The organism is Cycloclasticus zancles 78-ME (assembly GCF_000442595.1).
Classification (GTDB): domain Bacteria; phylum Pseudomonadota; class Gammaproteobacteria; order Methylococcales; family Cycloclasticaceae; genus Cycloclasticus; species Cycloclasticus pugetii.
On record NC_021917.1, the window covers coordinates 343,832 to 364,523 of the forward strand.

Annotated in this window: 21 protein-coding genes; 15 read left to right on the top strand and 6 right to left on the bottom strand. The window is 42.9% G+C overall.

All coding sequences use genetic code 11. The features are described 5' to 3' along the window. The first annotated feature begins 71 nt into the window (after nt 1-71). The 3 genes from argH (at nt 72) to CYCME_RS01725 (ending at nt 5,188) form a co-directional block, all read left to right on the top strand. Nucleotides 72-1,463, top strand: a complete 1,392-nt coding sequence (gene argH, locus CYCME_RS01715; RefSeq protein WP_015006882.1) for an argininosuccinate lyase — start codon at nt 72-74, stop codon at nt 1,461-1,463. A gap of 83 nt (nt 1,464-1,546) precedes the next feature. Continuing rightward, complete coding sequence (locus tag CYCME_RS01720) at nt 1,547-2,344, top strand: GGDEF domain-containing protein (protein ID WP_020931941.1); 798 nt, start codon at nt 1,547-1,549, stop codon at nt 2,342-2,344. Between the two features lie 3 nt (nt 2,345-2,347). After that, nucleotides 2,348-5,188: a class I adenylate cyclase gene (locus CYCME_RS01725; RefSeq protein WP_020931942.1), complete on the top strand. Its 2,841-nt coding sequence runs from the start codon at nt 2,348-2,350 to the stop codon at nt 5,186-5,188. A 76-nt stretch (nt 5,189-5,264) separates the two neighbouring features. On the opposite strand, the gene CYCME_RS01730 is transcribed toward CYCME_RS01725, so the two are convergent. The 5 genes from CYCME_RS01730 to CYCME_RS01750 all read right to left on the bottom strand — a co-directional run bounded on the left by CYCME_RS01730 (nt 5,265) and on the right by CYCME_RS01750 (nt 9,778). After that, on the bottom strand, nt 5,265-5,780 hold the full coding sequence (locus CYCME_RS01730; protein ID WP_020931943.1) for a peroxiredoxin: 516 nt from the start codon (nt 5,778-5,780) through the stop codon (nt 5,265-5,267). Between the two features lie 109 nt (nt 5,781-5,889). Continuing rightward, nucleotides 5,890-6,771 carry a LysR substrate-binding domain-containing protein gene (locus tag CYCME_RS01735; protein ID WP_020931944.1) on the bottom strand — a complete coding sequence of 294 codons (882 nt, stop codon included), beginning with the start codon at nt 6,769-6,771 and terminating at the stop codon, nt 5,890-5,892. 48 nt (nt 6,772-6,819) lie between these two features. Continuing rightward, a complete protein-coding gene (locus CYCME_RS01740) occupies nt 6,820-7,179 on the bottom strand; it encodes a diacylglycerol kinase (RefSeq protein WP_020931945.1) in 360 nt (119 codons plus the stop codon). A gap of 33 nt (nt 7,180-7,212) precedes the next feature. Next, nucleotides 7,213-8,907, bottom strand: coding sequence for a phosphoethanolamine transferase CptA (cptA, locus tag CYCME_RS01745; RefSeq protein ID WP_020931946.1), 1,695 nt, complete (start codon nt 8,905-8,907; stop codon nt 7,213-7,215). A gap of 199 nt (nt 8,908-9,106) precedes the next feature. Beyond that, the gene (locus CYCME_RS01750) at nt 9,107-9,778 is read right to left on the bottom strand and encodes an alpha/beta hydrolase (protein WP_020931947.1); all 672 of its coding nucleotides are present in this window, start codon (nt 9,776-9,778) and stop codon (nt 9,107-9,109) included. A gap of 97 nt (nt 9,779-9,875) precedes the next feature. Between CYCME_RS01750 and lptM the strand changes: the two genes are divergently transcribed. From lptM to xerC, 5 genes are read left to right on the top strand one after another with little or no spacing between them, the layout of a single operon-like run. After that, the gene (gene lptM / locus CYCME_RS12860) at nt 9,876-9,995 is read left to right on the top strand and encodes an LPS translocon maturation chaperone LptM (protein WP_015006874.1); all 120 of its coding nucleotides are present in this window, start codon (nt 9,876-9,878) and stop codon (nt 9,993-9,995) included. Further along, complete coding sequence (gene lysA / locus CYCME_RS01755) at nt 9,995-11,266, top strand: diaminopimelate decarboxylase (protein ID WP_016390873.1); 1,272 nt, start codon at nt 9,995-9,997, stop codon at nt 11,264-11,266. The genes lptM and lysA overlap by 1 nt, the downstream gene beginning before the upstream one ends. Then, nucleotides 11,260-12,087 (top strand): diaminopimelate epimerase, encoded by an 828-nt coding sequence (gene dapF / locus CYCME_RS01760; RefSeq protein WP_016390874.1) that lies wholly within the window; start codon nt 11,260-11,262, stop codon nt 12,085-12,087. Before lysA ends, dapF begins: the two co-directional genes overlap by 7 nt. Continuing rightward, entirely contained in the window at nt 12,084-12,788 is a 705-nt protein-coding gene (locus CYCME_RS01765; protein ID WP_015006871.1) for a DUF484 family protein, read from the top strand. Before dapF ends, CYCME_RS01765 begins: the two co-directional genes overlap by 4 nt. Nucleotides 12,789-12,790: 2 nt before the next feature. Then, nucleotides 12,791-13,699, top strand: a complete 909-nt coding sequence (gene xerC / locus CYCME_RS01770) for a tyrosine recombinase XerC (protein WP_016390875.1) — start codon at nt 12,791-12,793, stop codon at nt 13,697-13,699. Nucleotides 13,700-13,707: 8 nt separating this feature from the next. Here the strand turns inward: xerC and CYCME_RS01775 are convergent, their stop codons facing one another. Continuing rightward, nucleotides 13,708-14,367, bottom strand: a complete 660-nt coding sequence (locus tag CYCME_RS01775) for a DUF4126 domain-containing protein (RefSeq protein ID WP_015006869.1) — start codon at nt 14,365-14,367, stop codon at nt 13,708-13,710. 133 nt (nt 14,368-14,500) lie between these two features. Here CYCME_RS01775 and hslV point away from each other — a divergent pair, with 133 nt between their 5' ends. From hslV to CYCME_RS01810, 7 genes are read left to right on the top strand one after another with little or no spacing between them, the layout of a single operon-like run. Further along, the gene (hslV, locus tag CYCME_RS01780; RefSeq protein ID WP_035851044.1) at nt 14,501-15,052 is read left to right on the top strand and encodes an ATP-dependent protease subunit HslV; all 552 of its coding nucleotides are present in this window, start codon (nt 14,501-14,503) and stop codon (nt 15,050-15,052) included. Nucleotide 15,053: 1 nt separating this feature from the next. After that, a complete protein-coding gene (gene hslU / locus CYCME_RS01785) occupies nt 15,054-16,376 on the top strand; it encodes an ATP-dependent protease ATPase subunit HslU (protein ID WP_016390877.1) in 1,323 nt (440 codons plus the stop codon). 7 nt (nt 16,377-16,383) lie between these two features. Further along, nucleotides 16,384-16,740 (top strand): gamma-butyrobetaine hydroxylase-like domain-containing protein, encoded by a 357-nt coding sequence (locus CYCME_RS01790; RefSeq protein WP_015006866.1) that lies wholly within the window; start codon nt 16,384-16,386, stop codon nt 16,738-16,740. A gap of 26 nt (nt 16,741-16,766) precedes the next feature. Next, a complete protein-coding gene (ubiE, locus tag CYCME_RS01795; RefSeq protein ID WP_015006865.1) occupies nt 16,767-17,516 on the top strand; it encodes a bifunctional demethylmenaquinone methyltransferase/2-methoxy-6-polyprenyl-1,4-benzoquinol methylase UbiE in 750 nt (249 codons plus the stop codon). A gap of 5 nt (nt 17,517-17,521) precedes the next feature. Continuing rightward, nucleotides 17,522-18,157, top strand: coding sequence for a ubiquinone biosynthesis accessory factor UbiJ (locus tag CYCME_RS01800; protein ID WP_041932861.1), 636 nt, complete (start codon nt 17,522-17,524; stop codon nt 18,155-18,157). Between the two features lies 1 nt (nt 18,158). Continuing rightward, nucleotides 18,159-19,805, top strand: coding sequence for a ubiquinone biosynthesis regulatory protein kinase UbiB (gene ubiB / locus CYCME_RS01805; protein ID WP_016390881.1), 1,647 nt, complete (start codon nt 18,159-18,161; stop codon nt 19,803-19,805). A 52-nt stretch (nt 19,806-19,857) separates the two neighbouring features. Beyond that, nucleotides 19,858-20,649: a DUF429 domain-containing protein gene (locus CYCME_RS01810; RefSeq protein ID WP_020931951.1), complete on the top strand. Its 792-nt coding sequence runs from the start codon at nt 19,858-19,860 to the stop codon at nt 20,647-20,649. The last annotated feature ends 43 nt before the right edge of the window (nt 20,650-20,692 follow it).

Here is a 20,692-nt window from a genome sequence, read left to right on the forward strand (position 1 = left end):
TTCTATTCGTTCTAAAGTAAGCGATTCTTAAGTGATATACTAGGTGAAAATTCACTTTTATAGCTAAAGACATGTCACTAGATAAACAAAATAAATTGTGGGGCGGCCGCTTCACTGAAAGCACCGACGCCTTTGTTCAGGCATTTACAGCCTCCGTTGATTTTGATCAACGTCTAGCACCGTATGATATTCAAGGCTCAGTCGCTCACGCCAAAATGTTGACCAAGGTGGGGATTCTAACTGAGCAAGAATGTCAGCAGATAGAGGAAGGCTTAGCGGATATCTTAAGCTGTATTCAAGCGGGTGAGTTTGAATGGTCTGTTGCATTGGAAGATGTGCACATGAACATTGAGGCGGCGTTAACCGAACGTATCGGCATGGCAGGTAAAAAGCTGCATACAGGGCGTTCACGTAATGATCAGGTGGCGACAGATATTCGTTTGTTTTTGCGTGACCAGCTAGGGATGATTCAATCAGAGTTGAAGCGTTTACAACAAGGTCTGGTCAGTTTGGCCGAACAGCATACTGATACGATTATGCCTGGCTTTACACACCTACAAGTGGCGCAACCGGTCACCTTTGGGCATCACTTAATGGCGTGGTTTGAAATGCTAAAGCGTGATGCCGAACGGTTTGCAGATTGTGCAAAACGGGTTAATGTTATGCCGCTGGGATCAGCCGCGTTAGCCGGAACGAGTTACCCGATTGACCGCTTTATGACGGCAGAATTGTTGGGTTTTTCTCGCCCGTCAGCCAATTCTTTAGATGGTGTTAGTGACCGTGATTTTGCAATAGAATTTTGTGCGGCCTCTGCCTTGTTGATGACGCACTTATCTCGCTTTTCAGAAGAAATTGTTTTATGGACGAGCGCGCAATTTAATTTTGTTGATTTGCCAGACGCGTTTTGTACCGGTTCATCGATCATGCCGCAAAAGAAAAACCCCGATGTGCCTGAATTGGTGCGCGGTAAAACAGGGCGCGTAAACGGTCACTTGGTGTCGTTGTTAACGCTGATGAAGTCCCAACCCTTAGCCTACAACAAAGATAACCAAGAAGATAAAGAGCCGTTGTTTGATACCGTCGATACGGTTTTAGGGTCTTTGCGTGCGTTTGCCGATATGGTGCCGAATATTAAGCCAGTAAAAGCATCGATGCTGAAGGCCGCTAAACAAGGCTTTTCCACAGCAACAGATTTGGCAGATTACTTGGTAGGTAAAGGCATTGCATTTAGAGATGCACACGAAATTGTAGGGTTGGCAGTGCGCTTAGGTACTGAAACGGGCCGTGATTTATCGGAGTTGTCGCTTGACGAGTTGCAGGGCTTTTCACAAGACATCGGCGATGATGTCTTTCAGGTGTTGACCCTAGAGGGCTCTGTGTGTGCGCGAAACCACTTGGGTGGAACAGCGCCAAATCAAGTACGCCAAGCAATAATGGATGCAAAGACGTTGTTAGCAGAATGAAGAAAAGCTAAGAAAAAACAGTATTTTTGAAAAAATCAGCAATACTTAGGGTACGACTAATAACAGTAACTTTTAGCTAAAAGATGTTTGATTCATTGTCAGGAGGGTGGGGACAGCAAGCACTAGACGTTGCAGATTTTGGTGTGTTGGTAATGAATGAGCAGGGCGTTCAATGGCTTAACCCTTACCTGTTATCTTTGCTTCAACAAGAAGAAATACAAGATAGTACGACGTTCAAAAGTAGTGAGTTGACTTCTTTGTTACTGAGCGCCGGTAACCCCTTTCCTGTGCCGCCGCAGCAAACTCAGCAACGGTGGCTCAGACGCGAACATATCAAGACGCCTGAGTACGATATCTACTTTTTTCATGATTGTACGGACTTAGTCATTATTGGTAATGAGTGCAGACGACTACAGGATGATTTGTCAGGCTTAAACTTAAAAGACCCAACAACTGGGATGATGAGTAATGATGTGATTGTTGAAATGCTGGATGGGCATATTAGTCGTAGTCGTCGTTACGATAACCCGTTATCGTTATTAAGAATCAGTTATTTTTTTCCAGATCAAATGGATAGCCAACTATTCTCGCGTTGCGTCAAACGCATTGCTTATTTTCTTAAAGACCAGCTGCGCTGGGCCGATCAAATTGGCATGCTGGATCCTCATACCTTTCTGGTGATACTGCCCGAGACCAATTATCAATCTGCTGCTTCATTGTTAAAAAAATTTAATGAAGAGCCGCATTTGTCCTTGTTTGTCAAAGGTGATGGCCGCCCAGTTTCTTTTTCGGTTGGGCTAACCGAATGGTCAAAAGGGGATACGACTCAAGCAATGTTACAAGCACTACGAGATGATATCGATCTGACGGCAGTCATGTAGCGGATGGTTGGTTCAGTAAAAAAAACTGTTCAGGGGCGTCATTTAAAATGCATCAGCCTTGTCGGCCCGAATGGTGATATTAGTAAGAAAGATTTAAAAGTAGTCAAGCAGCGATTTTTAAACCTTCATAAGTTAAAAATGCAACGGGCTATAGATGCTGTTACCCATCGGCAGAAAATATTCTTAGAATTATTACCGTTGTTATTTCACGTTAATCACCCTGTGTTGCCCGGTTATGTGTCCAGCGAAACGCCTGCCGGTATTGCTGATTATTCGCCAGATAAGCTTTCCATTGATAAAGCTAAAAAGTTGGGTAAAGGCTTTGTTTATAGCAAACGAGCCAAACGTGCTTTCGGCATTGAGTCCATTTTTTTGATGGGGAGTGTTGGCAGTATTGCATATGTTAAAGACAGTGATATGGATTTATGGCTGTGCTATGCGCCAACTTTATCAACGAGCGCCTTGGCGCTGTTGCAAGAAAAAGCCAGTAGTATTGAAAAGTGGGCAACAACGCTAGGCCTTGAAGTGCATTTCTTTTTGATGAATGCGGAAAAATTTAAACAAGGTGAAGCAACGCCATTGTCCTCAGAAAGCAGTGGTAGTACGCAGCATCATTTATTATTAGAAGAGTTTTACCGTACTGCCTTGTATGTTGCTGGTCGTTACCCAGTGTGGTGGCTGGTACCACCAACAGAAGAAAACAATTATCAAGTGTTTGTTGATAATTTATTAAAGCAGCGCTTTATTGATCAGCATGATGTCATTGATTTTGGAGGGCTTGAAAAGGTTCCTGCCGAAGAGTTTTTAGGGGCGTCATTTTGGCACTTATACAAGGCGATCGACTCGCCTTATAAGTCGCTATTAAAGCTGATGTTAATGGAATCGTATGTTGACCAGTACCCCAGTTCTCATTGGGCTGCATTATTAATGAAGGAACGAGTGTATGCAGGTGAGTCAGACGCTAATAAACTCGATGCTTACCTTATTTTGTATGATGTGCTTGAAGCGTACTTCATTGGAAGGGACGAGCCTGAGCGTTTGAACTTAATGCGGTATTGTTTTTTCAGCAAGCTTAATGAGCATGCGCGTATAGCGGCTACGCCCGATTGGCGACAACGTGTTTTTAGTGACATGCTGGCTAAATGCCAGCCGTTGCCTGATTACATTAAACATTCGTTGGACAATAAGGGCTGGAATATTTCCCAAGCACAACAAGAAAAACAGCGTTTAACTCATGAGCTGACATACAGTTATCGCTTGTTGGTGAAGTTTGCAAAACAGAGAGTCGAAAAATCAAGGCGTGATAATGAGGAATTCCTGCTATTAGGAAGAAAGCTTAACGCGACGTTTGAAAAACGTCCTAGTAAATTAGAGCGCTCTACGATCAAACACACCTTGTTACAGCCTGAAACTAAAGTTGTATTAACGCAGGTAGTGAAAAATACGCAAACAAGCTGGCTATTAAATAGGCTGGGAGAGGGGCGCGATGAGCAATTTATACGACAGGCCCCTAGCTTAATTGGCTTGTTAGCGTGGAGTGTTGATAATGGCGTAGTCGGTAGCAGAACAAAGGTTGCCTTAAACCCGGGGGCAAGCCAGATAAGTTCACGCGAAGTCGCGCAGACACTGCATTCGATCCAGTCGTTTTTTGATGCGCTGCCAAAAAAACCGGTTCACTTGAAGGCGTATTGTCATGAGTCAGTGGTGACAGATGTCCTGTTAGTGATTAATTCAGGTTTAGATTCAATGAGTAGTTTCACTGAAAAAGGGGTGAACCTAACCAGTGAGCGGTCAGATGCCTTAAGTTTTGGCTCTCAGCGGCGGAACTTGGTGTATACGGTAGACATGCTGCTACGCAATTCCTGGAACGAAGTTATTATTGGTAAATACGAGTCAGCAACCGGTCTAATGAATTGTTTTTGTGATATTTTTGACCATAAAACACTCGGTCCTGCACAAGTGCTTCCACGTTTGGTCAGTGCTAGTTATAACTCGCCCAGAGCGATGAGTGTCGCTAAGCGAATACAAGCGTTGTTTAAAGAAGTGGCGATTGTTTTTAGACAATATGCGCATGGTGTGTCACCACGTTTTGTTATTCAGCTGGCTCGCTCGTTCTATATTATGCAGGTTAACGATGGCAAAATGACAGCCACCGGCGTAGCGGAAAATCATTTGTTTGAAGAGCTAGCAAGGCCTCAGCCAGTTTTTAGTCCAGTATATTTTGATAATAAAATTGACCCAAAAGGCTTACTGCCTGTTATTTATAGACATCATAAGGCAGGTCATACAAACCTTTATTACAGTCAACTCGGTGATAATAAGGCGCAAGTTTATATTTTAGATGAGAACGGTTCGATGTTTTTTGACGAGCAGACATTTGTGTACGAAACGTCATTATTGCAATCGTATCGGGTATTAATTGATAGTGTTTTTCATCGCCGAGGACTGGGTGCTGAGCAATTAAGTAGTACCGCTTTTGATGCGGAAATAATGTGTTATAAACTGGAGAAAATTGGCCAACATTGGGGGCATAAGCAAGTGTTCGTGTCCGATAAGATAGAACCGGATATGATAAATGTTCGGGTGGTTTATGATGAACAGACCAAAGGGACATATATTTATTGCAACGATCAGGTGTTCTCAAGCCTTGAGCAGGGTGATCAACTGTATAGCAGTGTATCGCGGTTTATCGTGCAGGCACGAAAATCTGCAGAAAAGTACCCAATATATATTACTGATATCGATGTTCCGTATTATGAACTCGGGGCAAGCAGTGATGATGCGCTGCAAATGGTTCATTATCTAAATTACAAGCAACGCATAGAGAAAAAGCTAAACGTTTAAGGCTTTAAGGTATTAACGACGACTAAAGAAATGAGTCCCCAGCCTTTAAAAAGGCTGGGGGTTTGTAAGGCTTAATTTAAAGTTGCTTAAGAACAGTATCAACATCACTGCAGGTAAAAGGGTCATCTGCGCAGTTGTCTTCTTTTCCTGGTTCACTGAATAAAGCAGTGATCTTTCCATCATCAACGATCATAGCGTAGCGCCAAGAACGCTCACCGAAGCCCAAGTTCTCTTTTTTAACCAGCATGTTCATTAAACGTGTGAACTCACCATTACCATCGGGTAGCATTTTCACGTTTTTAATACCAAGGTTTTTACTCCATTGGTACATGGTAAAGGCGTCATTCACGCTTAAGCAGTAAACTTCGTCAACACCTTTTGCTTTTAACTCTGCATACTTGGCTTCAAAGCCCGGTAGGTGGGTACTTGAACAAGTGGGTGTAAAGGCACCGGGTAATGCAAAAAGAACAATTTTTTTACCAGCAAAGATGTCATCTGTTGTGAGGTCTTGCCAGCGATAAGGGTTGTCACCTTCAATGCTGGTATCTCTTACGCGTGTTTTGAACGTGCACTGAGGTACTAACTGTGTCATAGATATCTCCTATTGGTTTAAATGGTTGGTTTATCGCTACAAGTGATAGTTTAGTCTTGATGCTTGATAAGGTAAAATCAATTGTTATTATTAATTTAATAGGTATTATCTATAGTTGATTGTTGTTAACACAAAGGTTTTTGAGCTGTTTTATAAGCTCAGTGCGTGGGTTTGTTTGTCGGCTGACTAAATAAATAGTGCGTTTCGGTTTAGGTTCTTCAAAAGGTATGTAGCGAATATTGTCATCATTGTTTTGAATCGCAATCGTAGGCATAAACGTAATGCCTGTGTCAGCAATGACCATTTGTCTCAATGTTTCAAGGCTGGTGGCCCTTACATTTTGTTCTTCATCTATACCGCTGAGCTGGCAAAACTGTAAGGCCTGATCTCTTAGACAGTGCCCTTCGTCTAATAAGAGCAAGGGTTGATTGGTTAATTCATCTGGATTAATGATGGTTTGTTCGGCTAACGGATGGTGTGTTGCCACAGCGAGTTTAAATTCGTCATCAAATAATTTTTCTGCGATCAAGCTTTCATCATGGATAGGGCCGGCTAGTAGTGCTGCATCGATGAGCCCCGTTTTTAGTTTATGGAGCAAGATGTCAGTTTTTTCTTCTACTAAGATTAAACGCAGGTTAGGAAGCTTTTTTTTAATAAGTGGAATTAGTTTGGGAAGAATATAAGGGGCGATGGTAGGAAATGCGCCTAATGTAAAATCACCGGCGAAAGGGTCTTGTTCATGTTTTGCTAAAATGCTGATGTGTTCAGCATCTTGCAAGATACGCTTTGCCGTTTCAATAACCTGCTTGCCTATCTCGGTGACTAAAACATGTTTGTTGTTACGTTCAAAAATTTTAATATTTAATGAATTTTCGAGCTTTTTAATTTGCATGCTCAACGTGGGTTGGCTAACAAAGCATTGTTCGGCGGCCTTAACAAAGCTTTTTGTTTCTGCGACAGCAACAATGTATTTTAAATCCCGAAGGTTCATGGTTTGTATGTTTAGTGAAAGAAGAGAGTTAACAATAGATTATTGTATTTAAAGTAGAATTAAAAGCCAGGTTAAAGCAACTAATAAGCTGCCGAATAATACGGCAGCTGAAGCTATATCTTTAGCTTTTCCAGATAACTCGTGGTACTCGAGCCCGATTCTATCTACCGTTGCTTCGACTGCAGAATTTATTAATTCTATTATAAGGAGAAGTAGCAAACTACCGATAAGCAGGGCTCTTTCAGTAGGTATCTCGGTGATATAAAAGGCTAAGGGGGTGGCTAGTCCAGTCAGTACTACCTCCTGTCTAAAGGCTTCTTCATGTGCCCAACATGCCTTTACTCCTGCCAGCGAGTTGCTCCAAGCTGCTTTTAGCCGTTGTATACCCTTTAAGTTTTGTCCGGCCAAGGTGGTTTCCTAAGAAAAGTTAGTATTTGACGGTTAATTTAGCGTAAGTTCTTGTTTGTGAGAGATAGAAACAAAATCAATCATTTTCTTTGGGGTGAATGGTGAACCAATCATACGTTTCCTAGCAATAAAATGTTTATTAAAGATACTTCTAGTCGGGTCATTACCTATGAAATCTATGCCTGCCAAGTCAGCCCAACTATAAATAAAGTCAGACGTTTGATAAGGGTGGTTTAGGGTTTTTTGAATTGAAGAGGTTGGATGCATTTTTTTCCATTCAGGAGATAGCCAGGCAATAAAAGGGACGGTATACATTGCGGGTGTTGGTTTGCCTTCATTCCTGCCACAAAATAAATCACCTTTTGTGTCGAAAACTTCTTCTCCATGATCTGAGAAATACACTAAAGAGCTGTTTGTTGAGGTGTCTTTTAGAATGTTAATTAAGCTTGAGACAACGTAGTCATTGAATAAGATAGCGTTATCATAATCATTGTATTCCTCAGCGTGTTCATCTGGCACCCACTCTGGCATACCAGCGCGACCAGTATATTGTTTGAAACTTTCTGGGTAACGATAATTGTATTTACGGTGCGTCCCAAGTAAATGTATGACAATAAATGTTGGGCCATCACTATTGCTTAAGGCTTTTTTGAAAGGCTCTAGGACGCCATCATCAAGCTGGCTAGAATTTTGAACACGGTTGTTGTTTAAATATACTTGCTCATCTGCTTGCTGGGAGAAGGTGAGTAATAAGGTGTTGCGCTTTGTTTGTGTTTGTTGGTTTGTAATCCAAAGCGATTTATAACCAGCTTGACGCATCATATTTATTAGAGTTGGCTTGGTTAAGTAAACATCAGGATTTTTCTGGTCGGCGAACGTTAGCACTTGTTGTAAAGCTTCAATTGTAGAAGGTCTTGGGCTAATCACATCGGTATATGTCAGTAATTCGTGCTGCATATTATCTAACAGAGGAGTTGTGTGGCGAGAGTACCCATATAAACTCATTCTTTGTGAGTTAGTTGACTCTCCTATGACAAGCACCATGGTTTGCTTATTATTTGAATAAACAAGGTTACTTAGAGGCGGTATTTGAGTGCTTTCCGCCAACTGTTCATTCATTGCGTCTAACACTTTTGTGTATTTAAAATAACCAGCAATCATATTCCAAGGTGCCGCAGGCTCAATTTTATCTTGAAATGATTTAATAGAATAATCCCAGCTTTTGCCATAAACGATGAGGGGTTTTAAAAAACCACCTCCAAAGATCAGTGAAACAATACAAATAGTAATGAGCTTATTTAATCTAGGTAGATAAACGGGCGTTATTTGGCGCCATAAGTAGATACCCGTGAGAGCATGAGTGATAGCCAAGAGAATGATTTTATAATCAAGGTATGATTCTATAAATTCCTTACTTTCTGAGACATTTGATTCAAAAATGATGAAAAGTACGCTTTGAGAAAAATCTTGCCCGTAGATGTAAAAATAACTGAGGCTAACTAGAGAGGCAGGCCAAATTAATAGGCCAATAAAGGCTGAAATTTTGCGCGTATATTGAGGCCAAATTAAATTGGGAACCAGCCAAATAGTCGATATAAATAAAGCTTGCCGTATGCCAACTGTATTTGACATGCCTGCAGCATAAATTAAGATTTGGCTTAACCCAGAGAAATAAAAAAAATACAGGTAAAGCTTGCCTAACGATTTCCAACTAAAGTTTGATGACATAAGGTTCCTATATCAGTAGATGCATGGTTTGCATTGTAGTGACGTAATATTAAGGAAGCCTTAAACGGGGAAATCATATTAGGGTTTTGTTTGAAAGTGTGGCGATGTCCAAATGAAATGGGTGAATGAGGGTCTCCGTCTTTATTGGGCTTGTGCTGTTATCGAAGGAAATTTTTTTTTGATAAAAAGTCAGTGCTTGTCAAGACAGCACGGTTGTTAACCAATCTTTAATGTGATGAATTTCTTGTGGGCAAACGGAGTGTTCCATCGGGTAAGCATGCCAGTCAACACAATAGCCTGACGCTTCAAGAAAGCGGCGTGATGAGTCTGCTTGTTCAATTGGTATCACAGGATCAAAGTCACCGTGCCCATAGAAAATTGGAATCTTAGCGTGACCGCTTTGTTCAGCGGTTGGCAATGTATCTTGCATAGGAATATAGGTTGAAAGAGCCATAATGCCTGCAAGCGTTTCAGGAAAGCGTAGGCCTGCGTCAAAAGCGATGACCCCACCTTGAGAAAAGCCAGCAATAACAATTTTTGAAGGCTCAATGCCTGTCGCGATTTCGTCATTGATCATGTCAGTAATGGTTTTGCTTGACGATACAATGCCAGCATTGTCGGCACGTTCCATTAAGTCCATTTCGGTAATGTCATACCAAGCGGGCATGACAGCGCCGCCGTTGATAGTTACCGCGATGGAAGGGGCATGAGGAAAGACGAATCGTATGCCTAGTTCATCTTGAATACCTAGCTCAGATACGATGGGTGCAAAATCATTGCCATTAGCGCCTAGGCCATGTAGCCAAATAACGGAACAACGAATAGGTGTGTTTGGGTTTGAGATAATGGCAGGAAGTCGGGTAGCTAGCATGGCGATAGGTTCAATTGGTTTCTAGAAAGGGTTAGAGTATGCCAAAAAATGCCAAACGTTTATACTGTCGATTACTGAAATAATTAAAGGGTACAAAATGTCGCGTTTATTAAAAATGATGCTAATTTGTGGGTTACTGGCCATGCTAGCTGCTTGTGGACAGAAAGGGCCGCTGTATATGCCGAGTAATCAAATCGCACAAGAATTAGGTTTGTAATGGATTATTTTCAGTACCAAGATAAGCAACTTTTTGCGGAAAATGTTTCGGTTCAATCAATCGTAGAGCAATTCTCTAGCCCCACCTATATTTATTCCCGGGCGACATTGGAACGCCACTGGAAGGCATTTGATCAAGCCTTTGAAGGACGTCCGCACTTAATATGTTATGCGGTTAAAGCGAACTCGAACATTGCGGTGCTAAATGTACTAGCACGCTTAGGTTCAGGGTTTGATATTGTGTCTATCGGTGAGTTAGAACGTGTGTTAACAGCGGGTGGGCAGCCTGAAAAAATTGTTTTCTCAGGGGTTGGTAAACGGCATGATGAAATACGCAGGGCGTTAGACGTTGGTATTCGTTGTTTTAATGTGGAAGTCTCTGCAGAGTTAGACCGTATCAATGAAATTGCGGGTGAGTTAGGTCATATTGCGAATATTTCTATTCGCGTTAACCCCGATGTAGATGCGCAAACGCACCCTTATATTTCTACGGGGTTAAAAGAAAATAAATTTGGCTTAGATATTGAAACAGCCTTTATGGAGTATCAACGCGCGAATGCGTTGCCGCATTTGAATATTACGGGCTTAGATTGCCATATAGGCTCGCAGTTAACGGATGTTGCGCCGTTTGTGGATGCGCTGGATCGGGTATTAAGTTTATTGGATCGGTTACAAGGTGTGGGTATTCGTATTGATCATTTGGATTTAGGTGGAGGTCTTGGTATTTGTTATCGAGACGAGCAACCACCATTGCCTGCCGACTATGTAAAAGCCTTGTACCAAAAGCTAGGCGATCTGCCCTATGAAATATTATTAGAACCAGGCCGTGCAATTGCCGGAAATGCAGGTATTTTAGTGACTAAGGTTGAATATATTAAACCGGTAGAAGGTAAGCGGTTTGCTATTGTAGATGCAGCGATGAATGACTTGATGCGCCCTGCACTATATCAAGCGTGGCAAAATATTGTGCCTGTTAATTTAACGTCAACAGCTAAAACAGCTTGTTATGATATTGTTGGTCCAGTTTGTGAAACAGGTGATTTTTTAGGAAAAGACCGTGAGCTGGCTATTGAAGAAGGCGATTTATTAGCGGTCCGTTCTGCGGGCGCTTATGGGTTCACAATGAGCTCGAATTACAATTCAAGACCAAGTGCTGCTGAGGTTATGGTGGATGGAGAGCAGATCCACTTAATTGGCGCACGACAACGGTTAGAAAGCTTATGGCAAAACGAAGCACTATTACCGAATGAAACTGAGGACGCAGGTTGTTAATTAACTTTAGTAAAATGCATGGCTTAGGTAATGACTTTGTTGTTATTGATGCCATAAACCAAACGGTTCAGCTAACGGCCGAGCAAATTAAAGCCTTAGCCGATCGCCACTACGGTATTGGCTTTGACCAACTACTCTTAGTGGAACCGGCAAGAATGGGTGCGGACTTTCGTTATGTTATTTATAACGCAGATGGTAGTGAGGTTTCTCAGTGTGGTAATGGCGCACGTTGTTTTGCGCTATTCGTGACACAAAAAGGCTTAACCAATAAACGCTCAATTCGAGTGGAAACAGACGCCGGTGAGTTGGTTTTAACGGTTAATGAGGAACAGTTGGTAACGGTTGATATGGGGGTTCCAAAACTCGATCCGGCAAATGTTCCATTAATAGCGAAGCAACAACAATTACAATACAGCGTTGATGTATTGGATAGGACCGTAGCGTTTTCAGCGTTATCAATGGGTAATCCTCATGCAGTACTTCAAGTTGAAAATGTCGCGACAGCAGAGGTCGAGGCAGTGGGTGCCGCGCTGGAAAGTCATAGCCTTTTCCCAGAGCGGGCGAATATTGGTTTTAGTGAAATAACGGGGCCGGATAGCCTCGCATTACGTGTTTATGAGCGCGGCGCCGGTGAAACCTTGGCTTGTGGAAGCGGTGCTTGTGCGGCGGTTGTTGCCGCAGTTCGATTGGGTAAAGTAACCACGCCAACAACGGTTGCCCTAACCGGTGGCGAATTAACGATTGATTGGCAAGGTGAAGGGGCTCCGGTAATGATGAGCGGGCCGGCGACATTTGTTTTTGATGGTATGATTGATATATGAGTACACAAGCAACTGCAACAACAGAAGGGTTAACGGCTGAACAAGTACGTGAATACTTGTTAGCCACACCAGATTTTTTTAATCAATATCCAGAGTTACTCGACGATATTCAAGTGGTAGAGCAGCACGGTGGCGTGGTTTCTCTTACGATGCGTCAACTAGCAATTTTACGAGATAAAAACGAAAAGTCTCAAAAGCAACTTGAAGGCCTATTAGCGATTGCGCGTGAAAATGATGCCTTATTCGGGCGAATGCAGCAGTTAACAACCACATTAATTGATGCTCGTTGTGTGGAAGATGTATTCGCAACACTTGATGACACCCTGCGAGAATGTTTCGGTGCAGAGTTTTTTGCTATTCGCTTAGTAGACGAAAATAGCGACAGTGTCTTCCCCATCAGTGATGTTCTCTGGCAAAAAGATAATCCTCAGTTAGAGCATTTTAAACGCTTGCTTGAGTCACAGAAGATTAAGTGTGGCTTGCCGACACACGCACAGGCGAAGGCATTATTTAATCAACAAGCGGATGAGGTTAAGTCTGCTGCGCTGATTCCACTCAAGGTCGCCCAACAAGATGGCATATTGGCCATAGGCAGTAAGGATTCAGACCGTTTTCACACAACCATGGGTACCTTGTTTTTAGAGCACCTTGGGGAGCTGGTTGCCAAACGGCTTAACTCACTGCAAGAGATAAAAGAGTAACGATGGAACCAGCGGCTGTTGAGGCACGTCAGCAGTTTTTAGATGCATTAAACGTTGAGCGTAGATTCTCTTTAAATACGTTACAAGCCTACGCGCGTGACTTATCTCAATTAGTTAATTATTGTGATGAGAATGAGCTCGTTTCATGGTCGCAACTTGATCCACACCATGTTCGGCGTTTTGTCGCACAGCGACACCGAAAAGGCTTGAGTGCTCGAAGTTTGCAGCGCGAATTATCGGCCTGTCGGAGCTTTTTTAGTTATCTCATTAAAACCAATGTACTGTTGAATAACCCTGCGTCTGGTATTCGAGCGCCGAAATCAGCGAAAACCTTACCTAAGGTGTTGGATGTCGACCAGATTAATAGTCTGTTAGAGGCGGTCCCCAATGATGACCTGGAAATTCGTGATGTAGCGATGTGGGAACTGCTTTACTCGTCGGGTCTACGGGTCAGTGAATTAGCGAATATAGATTTAATGGACTTGGACTTAAGTAGCCGAACGGTTCATGTTGTCAACGGAAAAGGAGGTAAGTCCCGCTTATTACCGTTGGGCCGGAAGGCTGTCAACGCTATTCGTAAATGGTTAGCAGTGCGGATGGATAAGGTTAAAACGGGTGAAATGGCGTTGTTTGTCGGAAAGACAGGTTTACGCTTAACCACAAGAAGTATTCAGTCGCGTTTAGAGCGATGGCGAAAACGCCAAGGCTTGCAAGGGCGCTTGCACCCACATATGTTACGACACTCATTTGCGAGTCATATGTTGGAGTCAAGCCAAGACCTTCGAGCGGTGCAAGAATTATTAGGTCACAGTAATATTAGTACCACGCAAGTATACACCCACTTAGATTTTCAACACCTAGCGTCGGTTTACGATAAAGCGCACCCAAGAGCTAAGCCGAAAAAGAAATAAGTTTTGGTTTAGTCTGGCTTTGGCAATTTACCATCCGAGGGTGTCTCTAAGATATCATTGTTAGAGGGGCCAAATAGCTTGCCTAAAAATGTAAATACGCGTTTTATTGCGCGCCATAATTTTGGTAGTGCCCAAATCATCAAGAGGATAAATAAAACTAAACCGACCATAAAAAAGGTCGGATGTTGGATGGATGCCCAAACACCTGCAAAAACGGCGATATCTTCCATAATAGAGGCGGTCCAGTTGGTGAACGGTTCGGGTGATGTGTTTATTAACGCACGGCTACCTGTTTTTGTAGCATGCGTCGCACCAGCTAAGCTTCCACCAACGATGGCTGCTGCAATTTCAGCGGCAGGGCCAATGTCACCAATAGCACCAGCAGCTAGCAGAGCGCCAGCAGGAATTCTCACGAAAGTATGGATGGTATCCCAGCCGGTATCTACGCCGGGCACCTTATCGGCAAAAAACTCAACTGCATACATTAATCCAGCAGCGGTCATTACTAGCGGGTCCGCTACAATCAATAAATCAGGCGGCAAATCAATATGACCAGTATGCGCTAAGTAACCAAGGGTTAAGAGTGTAGCGTATAAATTGATACCGCTCCCCCACGCTGCGCCCATGCTCAAGGCCAGTGTTTGAGAAATTTGGTTTAATTCATCCACAATAATCACTCCCTGTTTTACACATTGGGTAAGAATATCATAAGAACTATGAATACTAGCTAAACAAATAGGGATGCACGCTAAGGCATGATTATTGTGTAAAATAAAGGGTCAATAGTTTAAATGAGAGATTATCGTGGATTTTAGAGGAACAACAATCGTCTCTGTGCGACGAGGTGATAGTGTCGTAATAGGTGGTGATGGGCAAGTCACCTTGGGCAATACGATTATGAAAGGAAATGCTCGAAAAGTTCGTAAACTTGCAAGTGGGGATGTTATTGCTGGCTTCGCGGGTGCAACAGCCGATGCATTCACCTTGTTTGAGCGTTTTGAAGGCATGCTTGAAAAGCATCATGGTAATTTAACCCGCGCGGCGGTTGAAATGGCTAAAGATTGGCGAACAGACCGGATGCTGCGTAAGTTGGAAGCGCTACTGGCAATTGCAGACAGTAAAGACTCGCTGATTATTTCGGGTAATGGTGATGTGATTCAACCGGAGCAAGATCTTATTGCCATCGGTTCAGGTGGCCCCTTTGCACAATCAGCAGCCAAAGCGTTATTAGAAAATACAGAACTGAGTGCCCGTGAGATTGTAGAAAAATCACTCAATATTGCCGGCGATATCTGCATTTATACTAATCATAACCAAACGATAGAAGAATTAACGTCCGAGGGAAAGAAGTAATATGAGCCAAATGACACCAAAAGAAATTGTGCATGAACTTGATAAGCATATTGTAGGGCAGAATGCGGCAAAACGAGCCGTAGCTATTGCCTTAAGAAACCGGTGGAGACGCTCACAAGTACCCGAGAATCTACGCAGTGAAATTACGCCCAAGAACATTTTAATGATTGGCCCAACAGGCGTTGGTAAAACAGAAATAGCGCGGCGTTTAGCAACCTTAGCCAAAGCGCCATTTATAAAAATTGAAGCAACTAAATTTACCGAGGTGGGTTATGTCGGTAGAGATGTTGATTCTATTATACGTGATCTTGCTGACATTGCCGTTAAAATGACCCGTGAAGTCGAGATGGGAAAAGTCAAACGTAGAGCGGAAGATGCAGCCGAGGACAGAGTGCTAGACCTTTTATTGCCGCGTGCTGAAAGCGCAGATACAAGCGATACAACGGGTGATGCAACACGACAAAAATTTCGTAAAAAGCTGCGTGAAGGTGAATTAGACGATAAGGAAATTGAAGTCGAGATAAGTGCGCCTAGCGTGGGTGTGGAAATTATGGCACCTCCTGGTATGGAAGAAATGACCAACCAGTTGCAAGGGATGTTTCAAAACATGTCGGGTGATAAAAAGAAGAAACGTAAAATGTCCATTAAGCATGCTTTGGTGGCGATGGTCGAGGAAGAAGCGGCAAAACTGGTTAATGACGATGAGCTAAAGCACAAGGCAATAGAAAACCTAGAGCAAACGGGGATTGTATTTTTAGATGAGCTGGATAAAGTGTGTAAACGAGGTGATAGTGGCGGTGCCGATGTTTCTCGTGATGGCGTTCAGCGTGATTTGTTACCCTTAGTTGAAGGGAGTACCGTTACGACTAAGTATGGCCCTGTTAAAACAGACCACATTTTATTTATTGCCTCAGGTGCGTTTCACGTGTCGAAGCCTTCAGATCTTATTCCCGAGTTACAAGGCCGATTCCCTATTCGAGTTGAGCTAGATGCGTTGGTAGCAGCGGATTTTGTGCGTATTTTGACAGAACCAAATGCTTCGTTAACAGAGCAATATTCAGCCCTATTGGCAACTGAAGAAGTTAATTTGCAGTTCACAGAAGATGGGGTGGCACGGATTGCAGAAATGGCCTGGCAAGTGAATGAAGGCACTGAAAATATCGGTGCTCGTCGTCTGCATACAATTTTGGAGCGTTTATTGGATGAGATTTCATTCCGCGCACCGGCAGGCTCACCGATAGATGAAGTGATCGACGCGGCGTATGTGGACGAGCACTTAGGTGAGCTTGCTTCAGATGAAGATCTTTCGCGTTATATTTTGTAGGTAAAACATGGTAGCGATAACAGATTTGGTGCTAGACCAAAAAAACAGGGAACTGTCATTGAGTTTTGATGATGGTAGAACAATAAAATTGAGTTGCGAATACTTACGCGTATTTTCACCCTCAGCAGAAGTACGTGGGCATGGCCCTGGGCAAGAAGTGTTACAAGTTGGCAAAGAATCGGTCAATATTGTTGCGATAGAACCAGTGGGTAATTATGCCGTTCGCCTTGTGTTCAGTGATGAGCATGATACAGGCTTGTATTCATGGCCATTTCTTATTGAATTGGCAGAGAATAAAGAAGAAAACTGGCAGGATTATTTGAACAGGCTTGAAGCAGCCGGCCATCAACGTCAGACATCATAAATCAGCGCGGTTATAAGGGTTTTACTATGGTAGATAAAACGACAACTCATTTTGGTTTTAAAGATGTTCCCGTTGCAGAAAAAGTAACTAAGGTTCGAGAAGTTTTTGACTCGGTTGCACCGTCGTACGACATTATGAATGATTTAATGTCGATGGGTGTTCACCGGTTGTGGAAACGCTTCACCGTAGAGATCGCGAACGTAAAGCCGGGGCATGTGGTGCTTGATCTGGCCGGAGGAACAGGAGACCTGTCAGCACTGTTTGCTAAACGAGTTGGAAAAACCGGCAAAGTTGTTTTAGCAGATATAAATGAAGCAATGCTACGGGTAGGCCGTGATCGAATGATCGATAAAGGTCATATTTCAAACATTACCTACAATTTGGCAAATGCTGAGTGTTTGCCCTATGCCTCTAATCAGTTTGATCGGGTTTGTATCGGTTTTGGACTAAGAAATGTTACAGATAAAGAGGCCGCATTGCGTTCGATGTTTGATGTACTTAAACCGGGTGGTCGCTTATTGATTTTAGAGTTTTCAAAACCAACCAACCCACTTTTAGACAAGATTTACGACGCGTATTCATTCAAATTATTGCCTAAAATTGGTGAATTAGTTGCGAAAGATGGTGATAGCTACCAGTACCTCGCTGAATCAATTCGTATGCACCCAGATCAATCCACGTTGAAAGGTATGATGGAAGAAGCCGGCTTTGAGCGTTGCCAAGTGAACAACTTAACGGGTGGTATTGTGGCAGTTCATACGGGATATAAGCTGTAGCTGTTGTGTCATTGGTCAGCCCTTTTTTGAAACCATTGCAAATAGCGGTGAACCGTTATTTGGATTACGACCCAGAGGTTCCTAAGCAGCTAGCTAGGATGGAAGGTCGAGTTATTGAATTACATTTTCAGCAACTAGAGTTAAGCCTTTATATGATTATCAGCGCAGATGGGCTTGATATTCGAGAGGTATTTGAGGGCAAAGCTGATGCCACTATTTCAGGCACACCATTAGCATTGGCGATGATGAATATACAGTCATCAACCTCTAGCTTATTGTCGGGCGATGTGGTGATAGAGGGCGATACTGAGTTGGCTGCTCAATTCCAAACATTTCTTAAGGCGATAGAGGTTGACTGGGAAGAGCCATTATCGAAGATAACAGGTGATGTATTGGCTCATCAATTTGGAAACCTCGTTCGTGATGTATCGGGTTGGGTTCGAGAAACAACGAAGACAACCGCCATTAATGCATCAGAGTATGTTCGAGAAGAACAAAATATATTGCCCTCTAAATTTGAAGTGAATAAATTTAAAGCGGGTGTGGATGACTTAAGATTATCTGTTGAGCGGCTAGAGGCAAAAGTCCAACGCTTGATGGCGGCGAAGCTTAACCTAGAAAACGACTCAAAAAGGAAGTAACGTGATAAACCCAACAACGGCCTTTCGGCTCATTCGAATTCAGCGTGTGTTGTTGCGTTATGGTCTCGATGAGTTTGTATTTAATTTACATTTATTTAGGCCGTTACGTTATTTAACCTATTTATCCCCTAGCTATTTTTTAGGTAAACGAAAGGGTTCGCGTGGTGAACGTCTTCGTAAGGCACTAGAAGATTTGGGGCCTATTTTTGTGAAGTTTGGCCAAATTTTATCAACACGGCAAGACTTATTGCCGCCTGATATTGGCGAAGAGCTGTCGCGCTTACAAGATAATGTTCCACCCTTTGCTGATGATTTAGCGCGCCAGATTATCGAAAGCTCGTTAGAGGTTCCGATAGAAGAGGTGTTTTCGACTTTCTCACCTAGTCCCTTGGCATCAGCCTCTGTGGCGCAAGTGCATACAGCAACATTGCATACGGGCGAAGATGTTGTTGTCAAAGTGCTTCGTCCGGGAATTGAAAAAATTATTAATTCAGATGTGGGTCTGTTATATACCCTGGCGGAACTTGCTAATAAATACTGGGGTGAGGCCAAACGGTTAAAACCCTTAGATGTGGTTAAAGAGTTTGACCATACCATTCATGATGAGTTGGATCTTGTTCGAGAAGCCGCGAATGCCTCGCAGTTACGACGAAACTTTGAGCATTCAGAGCACCTTTATGTGCCCGATGTGTACTGGGATTATACGCGCCAAAATGTGATGGTGATGGAGCGAATCTATGGCACACCAATAGGCAAAATAGATCAATTGCGTGAAAAAGGTGTTGACTTAAAGTTACTTGCCGAACGGGGCGTGGAAATATTTTTCGCACAAGTATTTCGGGATAATTTTTTTCATGCCGATATGCATCCGGGTAATATTTTCGCCTCTGATGATGCAAAATACCTTGCGGTGGATTTCGGTATTATGGGAAGCGTGACGCTTGAAGACCAGCGCTATTTAGCAGAAAATTTTCTGGCCTTTTTTCAGCGTGACTACCTCCGTGTGGCGCAATTGCATATTGAATCGGGCTGGGTGCCTAAAGAAACCCGTGTTGATGAGTTTGAAAGCGCGATTCGTGCAGTGTGTGAGCCGATATTCGAAAAGCCGTTAAAAGAAATTTCGTACGGTCATTTGCTCTTACGCCTTTTTCAAACGGCGCGTCGTTTCGATATGGAAGTGCAGCCACAACTAGTCTTGTTACAAAAAACTTTATTGAATATTGAAGGCTTAGGTCGACAACTTTATCCAGATTTGGATTTATGGCAAACCGCTAAACCGTATTTAGAGGAATGGTATAAAAACAAAGTAGGGCCAAAAGCGACCTTCAATAAGTTAAAAGAACACCTGCCGATGATGGGGGAAAAATTACCAGAGTTGCCAGAGATGATGTACCAAGTACTCAGTGATGCTTCAAAAGGTGAGCTTGAGGTTAAGTGGAGATCAGCGCAACTAGAAGAAATAAAGCAGCAAATGGCTAAAAATCACCGTAAGAGTATTATGGCAATTTGTGGTGGGAGTTTACTGATTTCAGCTGCGGTTATTTTAGGCTTAGATGGTTTTTCGCCGTTAATGCTGGGTGATGCGCCGTTAACTACTTGGGTTTTGGGTGTGCTGGGTGGAATATTACTGTTTAACGCATTAGACTAAACTTTCACGTTATTTTCACTCAAGGCGCTTAAGTTGGCGAAAAGAGGTTTTAGTGACGAGAGGTTCTGAGCATTTAGCGGCTACTAATAATTCTGTATCAATCATTGGTATAGATTGCGCGACGCAATCAAATAAAGTGGGTCTTGCGTTAGGCTCTGTTTCGAACGGCATATTAAGCATAGAGAAGGCTAGAAAGGTAGCTAAAAACGAATCTGCTGCTAATGTCGTGTCCAATTGGATAAAAGAACAAGGCAATGTTAAGACCTTAATAGCACTTGATTCCCCCTTAGGCTGGCCAGTAAAACTGGGCGAAGAGTTAATCGGCCATATGGCGGGGGCTTCGCTGAGTACCGATGCCCACCAGATGTTTCGCCGCAGAACAGACTTTTTTATAAAAGAAAAAGCAGGGAAGCAATCTTTAGATGTGGGTGCTGACCGTATTGCTAGAACAGCGCATGCTGCCTTGATGTTAATAGATGAGTTAACGGATCAGTTAGGGACGACAATCCCTTTGGCTTGGTCCGCTGAACTAGTTGACCCTATTAGTGCGATAGAGGTTTACCCTGCGGTAACTCTGAAATCTTGCCAGCTTCTTCCGGCAACAAGTTATAAGAAAGAAATCAGCAAAGAACGAAGCTGGATTTTTGATGGTCTTAGTCAGTTAATGAACGTATCAGAAATGGATAAAGAATTAGTTATCGTCGATGATGATATTTTGGATGCAGTGGTTTGTGTGCTAGCAGGTTATCACTTTATTCGTGCTGAAAGTGAGGGGCCGCGAACCAAGCAGGAACGAGCATTAGCAGAAAAAGAAGGCTGGATTTGGGCGAGAATGCCTCGGTGAGTTTGCTGATACTCAAGCACCAATTAAAGTGATAACAGTATTT

Bases quoted from the DNA above. Each gene is read 5' to 3' on its own strand.
- argH (WP_015006882.1), top strand. From the start codon at position 72: ATGTCACTAGATAAACAAAATAAATTGTGGGGCGGCCGCTTCACTGAA.
- CYCME_RS01720 (WP_020931941.1), top strand. From the start codon at position 1,547: ATGTTTGATTCATTGTCAGGAGGGTGGGGACAGCAAGCACTAGACGTT.
- CYCME_RS01725 (WP_020931942.1), top strand. From the start codon at position 2,348: ATGGTTGGTTCAGTAAAAAAAACTGTTCAGGGGCGTCATTTAAAATGC.
- CYCME_RS01730 (WP_020931943.1), bottom strand. From the start codon at position 5,780: ATGACACAGTTAGTACCTCAGTGCACGTTCAAAACACGCGTAAGAGAT.
- CYCME_RS01735 (WP_020931944.1), bottom strand. From the start codon at position 6,771: ATGAACCTTCGGGATTTAAAATACATTGTTGCTGTCGCAGAAACAAAA.
- cptA (WP_020931946.1), bottom strand. From the start codon at position 8,907: ATGTCATCAAACTTTAGTTGGAAATCGTTAGGCAAGCTTTACCTGTAT.
- CYCME_RS01750 (WP_020931947.1), bottom strand. From the start codon at position 9,778: ATGCTAGCTACCCGACTTCCTGCCATTATCTCAAACCCAAACACACCT.
- lptM (WP_015006874.1), top strand. From the start codon at position 9,876: ATGTCGCGTTTATTAAAAATGATGCTAATTTGTGGGTTACTGGCCATG.
- lysA (WP_016390873.1), top strand. From the start codon at position 9,995: ATGGATTATTTTCAGTACCAAGATAAGCAACTTTTTGCGGAAAATGTT.
- CYCME_RS01765 (WP_015006871.1), top strand. From the start codon at position 12,084: ATGAGTACACAAGCAACTGCAACAACAGAAGGGTTAACGGCTGAACAA.
- xerC (WP_016390875.1), top strand. From the start codon at position 12,791: ATGGAACCAGCGGCTGTTGAGGCACGTCAGCAGTTTTTAGATGCATTA.
- hslU (WP_016390877.1), top strand. From the start codon at position 15,054: ATGAGCCAAATGACACCAAAAGAAATTGTGCATGAACTTGATAAGCAT.
- CYCME_RS01790 (WP_015006866.1), top strand. From the start codon at position 16,384: ATGGTAGCGATAACAGATTTGGTGCTAGACCAAAAAAACAGGGAACTG.
- ubiE (WP_015006865.1), top strand. From the start codon at position 16,767: ATGGTAGATAAAACGACAACTCATTTTGGTTTTAAAGATGTTCCCGTT.